This is a genomic window from Paenibacillus sp. p3-SID867, assembly GCF_025142895.1.
GTDB lineage: Bacteria > Bacillota > Bacilli > Paenibacillales > Paenibacillaceae > Paenibacillus_AQ.
Map to the genome: position 1 here is coordinate 339,370 of NZ_JAMBDM010000003.1, position 13,140 is coordinate 352,509.

Consider the following 13,140-nt stretch of genomic DNA (forward strand, 5'->3'; position numbering starts at 1 on the left):
GACTATAGTTGTAGAAGCTCTCAGCCGAAGGCATGAGAGCTTTTGCTTGTAAAATCACTCTAAATGTTGACGATTTCCATGGCTTGCCTCCTCTACAATGTACTTAACAAAACCTTTGATACCCATAAGGGAGGAAGTACTATGAAAATCGTGATTATAGCTGGCAGCAATCGCAAGGAAGCCACAAGTACCGTTCTGGCCAAAGCCCTCGAAGCGCAAATGAATACGTTGTTCGTGGAAGTGAAGCTGTTTAATCTGTATGAAACACCGCTTCCGTTCTATTCACCAGACGAGATATTCAACCGCCATGATGGCGTGCGCGAGCTGCAGCGTCTGTTGATGGAGGCGGATGGCATTATTTTGACGACACCAGAGTACCACGGAGGGATGAGCGGAGTCTTGAAGAACGCATTGGATCATTTGGGACAGATGCATTTCTCAGGTAAACCGGTTCTTTCGGTAAGCTCTGCGGGAGGGGCGGTCGGCGTGAGTTCACTGCAGCAAATGCAGGCTACCATCCGTAATTTGCACGGGATCAATAGTCCGGAATGGATATCCATTGGCGGTTCTCAGCGGACCATTTACGAATCCGAAGCGGCAGAAGGCACGATTGTACTGGATTATCGGGCTAAAGAGGCGCTGTCCATCTTTATGGAACTGGTCAAGAAGATCAGCGGTAAAGAGGAGGTTGAGACCTCATGATCACTCATTTTGCCGGACTGAAATTAAAGACGGTATCCATTCAGGGTGTAAAACAATTCTACCACGGGTTACTTCATTTTCCGGTAGCAAGCGAAAGCGAGGTGGAGATCGTATTTCAGCCTACACCGGATTTCACGCTCGCTTTTGAAGAAGCGTATGAATCTATAGCTCCTGCTCATATCGCGTTTGAAGTGCCTTATTCACAGTTTGAATTCATGGTCCAGAAGCTTGCAGAGCAGGTACCTTTGTTGAAATGGCCTGACGGTGAAGTGGTTGAGCGCTTTGATTCCGGCGTGAACGTATACTTCAAGGATGGCGATGGGAACTTGCTTGAGTTTATCGCACACGAAGATCTGAAGGAAGGGGTGCTTGCGCCGAACGGCACCTATGGCATCCTGTACTTGCGGGAGGTGGGATTGCCTGTGGAGGATCCGGTAGCCGCAAGATTATGGATGAAGCGGACGCTCGGATTAACAATCGCCAAGGAGTCGGAGCAATTCGCTTTTGCCATTGGAGGAACGGCTCATGCCGTTGTTGTATCAACAAAGCGCAAATGGATTCCGATCGCCATGAATGCGCTGGCACCATCCTTGGAGATCACTTACGGAGTAACGGACGAACGGTTTCTGGACCGGGTTCGCTCCACTCTGGATCGGCGGATGATGGTTTCGGATAACGAGGATGGTTTGCATTTCAGAATGTATGGTTACAGCATCCGAATGAAAATAACAAGCTTGCCCAAAGACATTGCAGCCAGGCTGAATCTGCCGAGTGCAATCGAAGGGAAGGAGGTGAATTCGGTCATTAGTGACCGGTATTTGGAGGATGGTCTTACGGCCTTGAGCCGCGGCGGCGAGGTTGGGTGGTTTGAAGGACATGTTGGCGGGGCGTATTTGGCGGCTTATTACATGCAGAAGGAGTTTGATTTGCCGCAAGATGTACTGCAGGGCCTGGCCGCCAATTGCCTGCATTTGCGTAATCAGCATGAAGATTGGTTTGAACCCTATCCTCCCGAGCCTGCGCTGCCTGAATTAATGAATCAACTCATTGAAGGACTGCTGCCTAACCTGACGAATCTGAGTACCTCCGGACACGGGGTAACCCTGGCCGTCTTGGGACTAAAAGCATTACGGGACCGTCCGGACTTACTGACGCCGTCTATCGTGCGAGGCATTCTCAAGCTGATGGGAGATGCAGCAGTAGAACACAAGCCTGCAAGGTATTATGGTATTGAGGATTATACGCAGCTGGATCTCGCGGAAATCTCACTTTCGGAAATACCTCCTTACCGGAATGCATCCGATATGGCACGCCGTGCACTTTCCGAGCTGGAACTTGTGCTGCCGGATCAGCATGTTGATGGCAAATATTATTTTTTTGCCGGTGAGCTTGAGCATGGCGTTACCCACGCACACGCACTCATTGAGCTGGAGCGACTTGGATACGCTCAGCTTGCCAAGCTTGGGCAAAGCAATCACCGGCTGCAAATGAAACTCAACCGTTTAAAGCCACAAGCCCTTTCGAATGAGGGAGTTGAAGCTGCCGAAGGTGCGTCGATTACGGATTCAGCCTATTGGAGCAAACGGTATGAAGATCCGCATGCCATCAAAGTACCTTATGCCGCACTGGCTCTGCTCCAGTACGTACCATCTGAACAAAGGGAAGACATGGAGCGCGATGTGTGTAAACTGCTCTCGTTGATGAAGTAGGACAAACGAAATTTTGACATTGGTAAAATATGGTGTTAGGCTGTGTATAGTTGTGAAAAAATGGAATGAAATGTGCGCAGAAAGCATAGAACTGGAGGGTATTATGAACGTTGCAATCGTTGTAGGAAGCATTAGAAAAGAGTCGTACAATATGAAACTGGCGGAATATTTAAAGCAGCGCTACTCGGATCAGATCACGTTTGAAATTTTGGGGCTGCGCGATCTTCCGTTTTACGATCAAGACATTGAGCTGGACCCTCCTGCGGCCGTCAAGGATTTCAAGGAGCGGATTGCTGCCGCTGATGCGGTGTTGTGGATCACGCCGGAGTATAATTACTCCATACCGGGCGTGCTCAAGAACGCGCTCGATTGGTTATCGCGCGTTGATAAGGTTATGAACGGGAAGCCTTCATGGATCATGGGGGCGTCGATGGGACAGCTTGGAACGGTGAGAGCTCAGGAGCATCTCCGGGATATTCTGTTTTCTGTCGGCATTACTTCGCCGCTGCTCCCTAACAATGAGGTATATATCGGGGCGGTACATGAGAAGATGGATGAGTCCGGCAAGCTGATTCATGAGCCGACAATCGGTTTTCTCGATATCGTGGTGAACAATTTCATTACGTGGATGAACACCCGTAAATAAATATAAACTCATGGAGCCCTTTGGCAGTTGCCTGCCAAAGGGCTTTTCCTGTATATTGACCTCGTAACACGATATAACCTAAGCAAATGGGAATTGCTTTTGAACGGGGGAGGCTTTGATTGTATACGATTCTTATTGTGGACGACGAACCGATTGTAAGAGAAGGGATCCGAAACCGGATTCAGTGGGCAGATCATGGCTTTGAGTGCATCGGGGATTGCGAGAACGGCATGGATGCATTGGAGGCTGTAACCCGCCATCAACCCGATGTGGTGTTAACGGATATCAACATGCCGTACATGGATGGCCTGGAGTTGTCACGACATATTACGGATCGTTTTCCCAAGACAAAGATCATCATCCTCACCGGGTTTGACGATTTCGAATATGCCCAGCAGGCGGTGAAGCTGCAAGTCACGGATTTTATTTTGAAACCGGTTACGTCAGCGGAGTTAAGGGAGATGCTTGGTAAACTCAAGCTGGAAATGGATGAGGAGCGCGGACATACGGAGCACTTGAAAAGGCTCAAACATCAGTTGAATGAGAGTTTGGTCCTGCTTAAGGAACGATTTCTTGAACGACTGGCGTCGTCGCCGATGAAGCGATCCGAGATCGAGAGCAAGCTTGCATATTTTGATATTCGGCTTCCGGGGCCTCTTTATATCGCGATGGCAGCGGATATGGATGAGCTTCGTACGGATGAGCAGCATGTCGATAATGAGCTGTATGCATTTGCTTTATACAATATCATGCAGGAGATTTTGGCGGGTGAGCCCGGTACAGCTATTTTTAGGTACAAGGAGAACAAAGTTATGACCATCCTGTCGGGCTCCGGCGAGGAGGAGCTGCACGCTCGGGCGCAGGAGCTGGCGGAGGACATTCGCGCATCTACAAAGCAGTTCATGAAATTCACGGTTACGCTCGGCATCGGAACGATTTGCCGCGAGCTTCAGGATATCCGATACTCCTGCAGGGCTTCGGAAGCTGCACTGGAATACCGTCTCCTGATCGGCCGCGATCAGGTGGTTCATATCACGGATCTTGAAAAGCGGGGGGACGCTCCTCTCCAGGATGGGATCGAAACCGAGTCAGCGCTAATCTCCGCAATTCGGGCCGGTACGGACTTAGAGGTAAAGGCGTGCATCCGGCGGCTGATCAGCGAACTTGGAAGCGCTTCAATTTCAATCGAGCTCTGTTACGTGCGGGTCCTTCGGGTCATGCTTGCCGTGCTTCAAACTGTGATGGAAATCGGCAGCAATGGGAACGAGCTGATCGGCAAGGAGAAGAGGCTGCTGTCCGATCTGTATTCTTTTCGGTCCTTGGAAGAGATCGAGCGCTGGTTTAACGAGGTGTGCGAGCAGGCGTTAAGGGACGTTGCCAAGGCGAGAAAGGATATTACCCGCACCCAGATGTTGGAGGCGGTCGATTTCATCCAGCGGCATTATGAGGATGCCGAGTTATCGATCAAGACCGTATGCGGCCGGATCTTCATGAGCACGAGTTATTTCAGTGCTTTATTCAAGTCGCATACCGGGAAGACCTTCGTTGAATACGTAACGGAAGTCCGCATGGAGAAAGCAAAGGAACTTCTGAAGCATTCTTTGTTGAAAACTTATGAAATAGCGGCGAAAACCGGTTATCAGGATCCTCAATATTTTAGCGTGCTGTTTAAGAAATATACCGGAGATACCCCAACGGAGTACCGGAATAAAATGACGTCAGGCGGGGTAAGGCCATGATGGCTCCGCAGCGTATCAAAAGCATTCAGTCCCGCATTGCCAGCTCATTCGTGATGCTTGTATTGTTTACGGCGCTGCTGTTGATCTTCATCTCCTACCGGCTGTCCGAATCGGCTGTTCGCGAAACGGCGGAGAGTTACACCTCCGAGCTGATCAATCAAGTGAATGCGAATATCCAAACTTACATCACCGGGATGAAGGACATCTCACTGGCGACGATGAACAACCCGAATGTGAGGGAATACCTCGCCTCGGCAGATGAACTGCAGCCTGTGGAACTTGCAATATTGAAAGCGAAGATATCGGAATATTTCCACTCGATTCGGGTTTCGCGCAAAGATATTGCGTCGATTAATATTTTTGGAGCCGGCGGCTCCTTTATCTCCGATCGGGCGGAAGCCGAACTGAATCCTTATATTGTGTTATCGGAGCAGCCCTGGTATCGGCAGGCGAAGGGAAACAAGGGACAGACGGTGATCTCCTCGTCGCATGTACAGCCGGTTATCAAAGGAGAGTACCGCTGGGTTGTATCATTAAGCCGCGAGCTCAGCGGCGTGAATTCTTCCAACGGGCTCGGCATTCTGTTGATCGATCTCAACTTCAAGGTGATTAACGATATGCTCAGCAAGCTCGATCTGGGGAACCGGGGTTACGTGTTCGTGATTGATCGTCAAGGCCGGATTGTGTATCACCCGCAGCAGCAGCTGCTCTACAGCAATTTGAAGACGGAGAGATTAGAGCAGGTGCTTCAGGACAAGCAAGGAGGTTTTGTCGTGAAGGAGGGCGGAGCAAGCCGGATTTACAGCATCAAGGACACGGATTTCGGCTGGAAAATCGTCGGCGTTTTTTACGAGAATGAGCTGGTGGACAATAAGAAGCAGATGCAGCTTTCTTTTGCTATAGCGGGGTTGTTATGCCTTGGCGTCGGCGTGCTGTTCTCCGTCGTTATCTCCCGCAACCTGACGCGTCCCATCAAGAAGCTCCAGGAAAAGATGATGGAAGTGGAGAAGGGGAATTTCGATATCCGGGTTCCTGTAGGGCATTCCAGGGAAATCTCCGGCCTGGCCCGCAGCTTCAATGTGATGGTGCTCAAGGTCAAGGAATTGATGGACCAGATCGTGATAGAACAGGAAATTAAGAGAAAAAGCGAATTGAATGCCCTGCAAGCCCAAATCAATCCCCATTTCCTCTACAATACGCTGGATTCCATTATATGGATGGCCGAGAGCAAGAAGCATGATGAGGTGATTCTGATGACATCGGCTCTAGCAAGGCTGTTTCGAGCTTCGCTCAGCAAAGGGAGGGAAATGATCCCGATTGCTACCGAGGTGGAACATATAACGAATTATTTAAAAATACAACAAATGCGATACCAGGATAAAATCCGGTTTACTCTGGATATGGACCGCGAACTTTATCCTTATCTGACGTTGAAGGTGCTGCTGCAGCCTCTGGTGGAGAATGCCATTTATCATGGCATCAAGAACAAGGAAGGGCCGGGCACGATCACGATTACGGGGAGACTTCAGGATGATCGGATTCGGTTTCAAGTGATGGATGACGGCATCGGCATGGATCGGTCCAAGGTTGAGACATTATTAATCTCTACAGGGAGCCAACATTCGAGAAACAGCGTTGGGATAGCGAATGTCCACCAGCGGATTCAGTTATATTTTGGAGCGGAATATGGTCTTAGCTATACGAGCGTGCCCGGAGCGGGGACAATCGTCACGGTGCTTATTCCGGCCGTTCATCCGGATGAATGGAGGAGCATGAAGGGGGAGGTGCCATGAAGTCGTACATGAGACCGCGATATGTTTTACTGCTGCTGATTCCGGTATTCATTCTGGGTTATGCCGTTTATCAGTGGTCCAAGGATGACCCCGGTCCCAAGAAGATTATCGTCGGCGTTAAAGCACTGGACGAAAATGAATTTTGGCGGGTGTTGATTGAAGGGGTGCACACGGCTTCCCGTGAATTCGGCGTGGACGTCTCCGTGGTAGGACCGACTCAGGAAATCGAAGTAGACTTGCAGATTCAATTGCTGGAGGAAGCCATCAAGCAGAAGCCGGATGCGATTGTTTTGGCCGCCGGCGATTATAACCGCTTGGTTCCCGTTGCAGAGTCGATTCGTAAGGCTGGCATCCCGCTCATTATGATTGATTCCGCCGTGAATGGTGAATATGCGCAGAGCTTGATCGCTACCGACAATGTGAATGCGGGACAGAAGGCCGGCAGGGAGCTTTCGTCACGGCTGCCGGAACAGGCCAAGGTTGCGATCATCAGTTTCGTGCAGGGCACCTCGACGCAGATCGAAAGGGAACAAGGGGTTCGAAGCATTCTGGAGCAGCGCAGCGGCACAGAAATCGTGGGCACTTACTACAGCGAGGGCAAGGAGGAGCGTGCCTATGACATCACGAAGAAACTGCTGTTGGAAAGGCCTGACCTGAATGGAATCGTGGGGCTGAATGAGCCTTCTACAGTCGGGGCAGGAAGAGCGATCCGAGAACTGGGGCTGGCGGGCAAGGTTAAGCTGGTCGGATTCGACAGCTCGGTGAAGGAAGTCAAGCTGCTCGAAGAGGGGGTTCTTCAATCCACCATTGTTCAGAAGCCCTTCAACATCGGCTATTTGGGCATCAAAACAGCCATATCCATCATCGAAGGAGACAAGGTGTTACGCAACGTGTACACCGATTCCGTTGTCATCAACAAAGACAATATGTATACCGAGGAGAACCAGAAGCTGCTCTTTCCCTTTGTGGAAGAGTAGCTTCTTCCTTTATGGGGGGCCTGTTAACAGATCATAGATTATTCAACACGGATCAGAGAATATTCCATTCCTCCATCGGAGACCGATTTGTACAATGATTCATAAATGGTGCCAGCTAGAGAGGTGAGGGTCTTTGAGCGAAGTATTGATACAAATGGAAGGAATCACGAAGGAATTTCCGGGCGTGCTTGCATTAAATCATTGCCGATTCGAGCTGCTGCGCGGTGAAGTCCATGCGCTAATGGGTGAGAACGGCGCCGGCAAGTCAACGATGATGAAAATATTGACCGGCGTATACCAGAAGGACGAAGGTACGATCAGGTACAAAGGGCAGCCCGTAGAGTTAACGAATCCGAAAGCGGCTCAAGACGCCGGGATCAGCACGATCCATCAGGAACTGAACTTGGCGCCTGATCTGACGGTTGCTCAGAACATATTCATCGGGCGAGAGCCGCGCAGAAAGCTCAGGTTGTTTCTGGACAATCAGGCGCTAAATCGGCAGGTGAAGGAACTGTTCGAGCGGATGGGGCTGGACATGGATCCATCCATCAAGGTTTCCGAACTAACGGTTGCCAAGCAGCAGATGGTGGAGATTGCCAAGGCATTGTCTTATAACGCCGACGTGCTGGTCATGGATGAGCCTACTGCAGCTTTAAGCGAAACCGAGATTGAGGATTTGTTCCGCATCATTCGTCAGCTTCGAGAAGGTGGAGTTGGAATCGTTTACATTTCCCATCGGATGGATGAGATCAAGCGAATTACGGATCGCATTACGGTGATGCGTGACGGACAGTATATCGATACGGTTTCAACGGATGAAGTCACCACACAGGACATTATTACCAAAATGGTTGGCCGTCAGATCTACGAGACCTCGAAACCGGAGAAGAGCGCAGGTGAACGTGAGACGGTATTGGAGGTTAAAGGACTGAATCAAGGCCGAATTTTGAAGGACATTAACTTCACTCTGAAAAAGGGAGAAATCCTTGGCATTGCAGGCCTGGTTGGTGCGGGGCGGACCGAGCTTGCCCGAGCGATCTTCGGTGCCGACCGCATTCAATCCGGCGAGATCCATGTTCATGGCCGCAAGATAACGATCAAGGGCCCCCATGATGCGGTGCGCCAAGGGATCGGTTATTTATCCGAGGATCGCAAGCGCTATGGATGTGTCGTCGATCTGGATGTGAAGAGCAATGTGGCTATCGCCTCATACCGTAACTTCCTGGGGCCAGCCGGCTGGATGAATACGACCAGGATTCGCAAGCAGGCGGAGGATATGGTCGAACGATTGAAGGTCAAAACACCGCATGTGGACCAAGAGGTCAAATTCCTCTCCGGCGGTAATCAGCAGAAAGTCGTTATCGGCAAATGGCTGACCCGAGATTGCGACATTCTGATCTTCGATGAACCGACGCGCGGGATCGATGTAGGGGCCAAGAGCGAAATCTATCGCTTGCTGAACGATCTTACGGCACAGGGTAAATCGATCATCATGATCTCCTCAGAGCTGCCTGAAATTTTACGGATGAGTCATCGGGTTCTCGTGATGTGTGAAGGCCGGATTACGGGCGAGCTGGATCAAGCAGAGGCGACCCAAGAAAGCATTATGCATCTGGCTACAGCAAGGATGTAAGCCGTTATCCATACACGTTAGGAGGAGTAAGCAGATGAACATTCAAATCAAATCGGGCGCACTTCAGCAAGTGCTGGCCTTAGCCAGCTTGGTTGTTCTCATACTATTCTTTACATTCTCATCCAGCAATTTCTTTCAATTCTCCAATATCGTGGGCATTCTTCTCTCGACCGCGGTGATCGGCGTTCTTGCCTTAGGATCTACCTTTGTCATCATTACCGGCGGCATTGATCTGTCTGTCGGAACGGTCATGACACTAAGCGGCGTTATGACCGGCGTCTGCATCACCTTCTGGGGATTGCCGGTTCCGGTCGGCATCTTTGGGGGGATCTTGACGGGCGCGCTGTGCGGGCTGCTATCCGGTACGGCGGTGGCGAAGATGAAGATCCCGCCTTTTATCGCAACGCTGGCGATGATGATGATCGCTAAAGGACTGGCACTGATTATCTCCGGAGCCAAGCCGGTCTATTTCAACGACGCCGAAATCTTTGCCGAGGTGTCCCAAGGCAGCGTGCTGGGCTGGCTGATACCGGGCCTCGATATTCCGAATGCGGTCGTTATTTTCTTCATCGCAGCGGTTGTGGGCTACCTTATCTTATCGAAGACCATCATCGGCCGGTATAACTTTGCGCTAGGCAGCAACGAAGAGGCGACCCGATTGTCGGGTGTTAATGTGGGCTTCTGGAAGATCGTCATTTACACCCTAACCGGCGCCTTTACCGGTTTGGCGGGTGTCATGATGGCATCGAGGCTGAACTCGGCGAACCCGGCGCTGGGGGCCGGTTATGAGCTGGAAGCCATCGCGGCGGTCGTGATCGGGGGTACTTCGCTCAGCGGCGGGAAGGGTACCATCATCGGCACGGTCATCGGCGCATTGATCATGAGCGTGCTGACGAATGGATTACGGATTCTGTCCGTGCCGCAGGAGTGGCAAACCGTTGTCGTAGGATTCGTCATTATACTCGCGGTGTATGCGGATATTTTGCGCAGACGCAAAGCGTAAGTCCTCTGTTAGAACTGCGATCCGCGCTCGGTTAGCCGTGTGCTAGCTTAATCTGGATAGAAGCTTCCTTGGATGGAAGTTCTATAGATGTACTATTTTGATAAACAAGGGGAGATGGAGATTATGAAAAAGCTTTCCGTATTGGCTCTGATTCTCATGCTGACTGCAAGCCTGCTGGCGGCTTGCGGTTCATCGGGCAAGAGCGCTTCAGGAACCGACAGTCCAAGCGAGGGCGGATCCGACTCAGGCTCCGGTTCGGCTGCCGAAGGGGAAATCTATATTCCGATCATTTCCAAAGGCTTTCAGCACCAGTTCTGGCAGGCGGTAAAAACCGGTGCCGAGCAGGCAGGGGAAGAGCTTGGCGTAAAGATTACCTTTGAAGGACCAGAGACGGAATCCCAGGTGGATAAGCAGATCGAAATGCTGCAGGCAGCACTCGATAAGAAACCAAGCGCGATCGGTTTTGCTGCACTGGATAGCCAGGCCTCCATTCCTTATCTGAAAAAAGCCCAGGAAAACAACATTCCGATCATCGCCTTCGATTCGGGCGTGGAAAGCGACATTCCGGTAACGACGGCATCGACGGACAATATGGCTGCATCCGCGCTTGCGGCGGATAAAATGGCGGAGCTCATCGGGAATGAAGGCAAAATCGCCATGGTGGTCCATGACCAGACCAGCGTGACCGGGGTTAGCCGCCGTGACGGCTTCAAGAAGCAGATCGAAGAGAAGTACCCGAATATCGAAATCGTAGACATCCAGTACGGAGGCGGGGATCACTTGAAGTCGACGGACTTGGCCAAAGCGATGATGCAGGCGCATCCGGATTTGAAAGGGATATTCGGGGCGAATGAGGGTTCGGCCGTCGGGGTCATTAATGCGGTAACGGAGATGAAGAAGGAAGGTCATATTATCGTGGTCGGGTTCGATTCCGGAAAAGCGCAGATTGACGCAATCAAGAATGGAACGATGGCGGGAGCCATCACGCAGAATCCGGTCGGCATCGGATATGAGACGGTAAAAGCCGCCGTGGCGGCCATCAAAGGGGAGAAGGTTGAACCGCAGATCGATACGGGATTTTACTGGTATGACAAAAATAATATCGATAGCGACGAGATCAAAGCTGTGATCTATGAGTAAAATGAAATGAAGGGGAGCCCTATAGAGGGCTCCCCTTAACGTGACATCCGCTTACGCAGATGCCACCTCCATATTCTGAATCAATTCGTTCAGCCTCCTTTCCGATCATTTGGTCCAGCCGGACATCTATATTAAACCACGGCCGGCGGCAGGACTGAAGTGAATAAACAGGCTTAATTGTTTTTTACCAGGAATTCTTGTCATGAATGATACCGGGTTTATGTTAACGGATCTGCCCCTCGTTCCATATCCGCTTCCAAATCTCTTGGGCGGTCTCATCCGGAGATAAATCGGAGGTATCCAGCCACATGCCGATTCTCGGCGTTTCGTCGTTCAAACGCCGGTTCAGCTCATGGATGGTCCATACCCCGTAGCCTTTTTTGTTACGAATCTGCTCGCGTGCGCTGATGGCATTCTCAGATGGGTTCAGCACAACGACGTAAACGGGAAGGCCGTTTAGCATTTCGGTTATTTGCAGCAGCGCGGGGCCGAGAATGACGTCCTGGAGGACGACATGAAAACCCGCTTCAGCATAGGTTCTGGCAGTGGAGGCCGATAATCTGTAGCGCAGGGCGAGCTGCCGTTTTGCTTCGTCTGAAGCATCCGGAAGCATTTCTTCCCTGCCCTTAACAATCATTCTCCGATACGCGTCTCCCCGCAAGTGGACTCCGCGTTCAAATTTCTCGGCCAGCAGCTGGGCTACCGTCGATTTACCGGAAGCCATGACACCAGAGACAATAATAACGGCTGGTTCACATGAATGTGACATAATCATATCTCCAATGCTATCGGATTGTAAATGAAAGGGAGCCCTATAACGGGCTCCCTCTAAACGTGACACCCGCTTATGCGGATGCCACCTCCATATTCTGAATCAATTCGTTCAGCCTCCTTTCCGATCATTTTGTCCGGCCTGACAACTATATTAAACCACAGCCGAATGCGAGTCGAAAAGTGAATAAACGGGCTTAATTGTTTTTTACCAGCGTCTTGGAGACAGTATGCATTGCTAATTAAACGGAGCCCATAAACCCTTGTCCCGCCTTATTACTTACTTCCACGTAAGTATCTCACTTCTAAGTACGTACTTCCGGAAAGTAAACTGTCTGCTCTACAATGGGCGTGTAGTTATTAACCAATACGTTCATAAGGAGAGAATAACAATATGGAACTTCAATTGGCATTGGATTTAGTAAATATTCCTGAAGCAAAACAAGTGGTGGCTGAGGTAGCCGAGTTTATCGACATCGTGGAGATCGGAACGCCGGTTGTCATTAACGAAGGACTTCATGCCGTAAAAGCAATCAAAGAGGCTTTCCCGCAGCTGCGTGTGCTGGCCGATCTGAAAATTATGGATGCGGGCGGTTATGAAGTGGCGAAGGCATCCGAAGCCGGCGCGGACATTATTACGGTGTTAGGCGTGTCCGATGATGCTACGATCAAAGGCGCGGTAGCGGAAGCCCTCAAGCAAGGCAAGCAAGTGATGGTCGATATGATCAATGTGAAGGACATTGAGAGTAGAGCAGTGGAGATTGACGCTTTGGGCGTGGATTACATTTGCGTTCATTCCGGCTACGACCACCAAGCGGAAGGCAAGAATTCATTCGAGGAATTGGCTGCGATCAAACGTGTCGTGAAGCACGCCAAGACGGCGGTTGCGGGAGGAATCAAAATGGAGACGCTCCCTGAGGTGATCCAAGCGAATCCTGATCTCGTGATTGTCGGAGGGGGAATCACAGGTCAATCCGATAAAAAAGCGGTTGCGGCCCAGATGAACCAGCTTGTTAAGCAGGTCTAA

11 protein-coding genes are annotated in these 13,140 nt (G+C 50.7%); 10 read left to right on the plus strand and 1 reads right to left on the minus strand.

The genetic code is table 11. The annotated features are described in order from the left end of the window. Positions 1–141 precede the first annotated feature (141 nt). The 9 genes from M4D81_RS07735 to M4D81_RS07775 all read left to right on the plus strand — a co-directional run bounded on the left by M4D81_RS07735 (position 142) and on the right by M4D81_RS07775 (position 11,342). A complete protein-coding gene (locus M4D81_RS07735) occupies positions 142–702 on the plus strand; it encodes an NADPH-dependent FMN reductase (RefSeq protein WP_071220339.1) in 561 nt (186 codons plus the stop codon). Next, positions 699–2,411, plus strand: coding sequence for a VOC family protein (locus M4D81_RS07740; protein WP_260065425.1), 1,713 nt, complete (start codon positions 699–701; stop codon positions 2,409–2,411). Before M4D81_RS07735 ends, M4D81_RS07740 begins: the two co-directional genes overlap by 4 nt. A 103-nt stretch (positions 2,412–2,514) precedes the next feature. Next, positions 2,515–3,057 (plus strand): NADPH-dependent FMN reductase, encoded by a 543-nt coding sequence (locus tag M4D81_RS07745; RefSeq protein ID WP_071220341.1) that lies wholly within the window; start codon positions 2,515–2,517, stop codon positions 3,055–3,057. A 119-nt stretch (positions 3,058–3,176) separates the two neighbouring features. After that, on the plus strand, positions 3,177–4,796 hold the full coding sequence (locus M4D81_RS07750; protein ID WP_260065427.1) for a response regulator: 1,620 nt from the start codon (positions 3,177–3,179) through the stop codon (positions 4,794–4,796). Beyond that, positions 4,793–6,589: a cache domain-containing sensor histidine kinase gene (locus M4D81_RS07755; RefSeq protein ID WP_260065429.1), complete on the plus strand. Its 1,797-nt coding sequence runs from the start codon at positions 4,793–4,795 to the stop codon at positions 6,587–6,589. The genes M4D81_RS07750 and M4D81_RS07755 overlap by 4 nt, the downstream gene beginning before the upstream one ends. Beyond that, the gene (locus tag M4D81_RS07760; protein WP_071220344.1) at positions 6,586–7,566 is read left to right on the plus strand and encodes a substrate-binding domain-containing protein; all 981 of its coding nucleotides are present in this window, start codon (positions 6,586–6,588) and stop codon (positions 7,564–7,566) included. Before M4D81_RS07755 ends, M4D81_RS07760 begins: the two co-directional genes overlap by 4 nt. A gap of 133 nt (positions 7,567–7,699) precedes the next feature. After that, positions 7,700–9,199 carry a sugar ABC transporter ATP-binding protein gene (locus tag M4D81_RS07765; RefSeq protein WP_260065430.1) on the plus strand — a complete coding sequence of 500 codons (1,500 nt, stop codon included), beginning with the start codon at positions 7,700–7,702 and terminating at the stop codon, positions 9,197–9,199. A gap of 34 nt (positions 9,200–9,233) precedes the next feature. Beyond that, complete coding sequence (locus M4D81_RS07770) at positions 9,234–10,202, plus strand: ABC transporter permease (protein ID WP_260065431.1); 969 nt, start codon at positions 9,234–9,236, stop codon at positions 10,200–10,202. A 114-nt stretch (positions 10,203–10,316) separates the two neighbouring features. Continuing rightward, positions 10,317–11,342, plus strand: coding sequence for an ABC transporter substrate-binding protein (locus M4D81_RS07775; protein WP_260065729.1), 1,026 nt, complete (start codon positions 10,317–10,319; stop codon positions 11,340–11,342). 223 nt (positions 11,343–11,565) lie between these two features. On the opposite strand, the gene M4D81_RS07780 is transcribed toward M4D81_RS07775, so the two are convergent. Beyond that, the gene (locus M4D81_RS07780; protein WP_071220347.1) at positions 11,566–12,111 is read right to left on the minus strand and encodes an AAA family ATPase; all 546 of its coding nucleotides are present in this window, start codon (positions 12,109–12,111) and stop codon (positions 11,566–11,568) included. Positions 12,112–12,507: 396 nt separating this feature from the next. Between M4D81_RS07780 and hxlA the strand changes: the two genes are divergently transcribed. After that, on the plus strand, positions 12,508–13,140 hold the full coding sequence (gene hxlA / locus M4D81_RS07785; protein WP_071220348.1) for a 3-hexulose-6-phosphate synthase: 633 nt from the start codon (positions 12,508–12,510) through the stop codon (positions 13,138–13,140).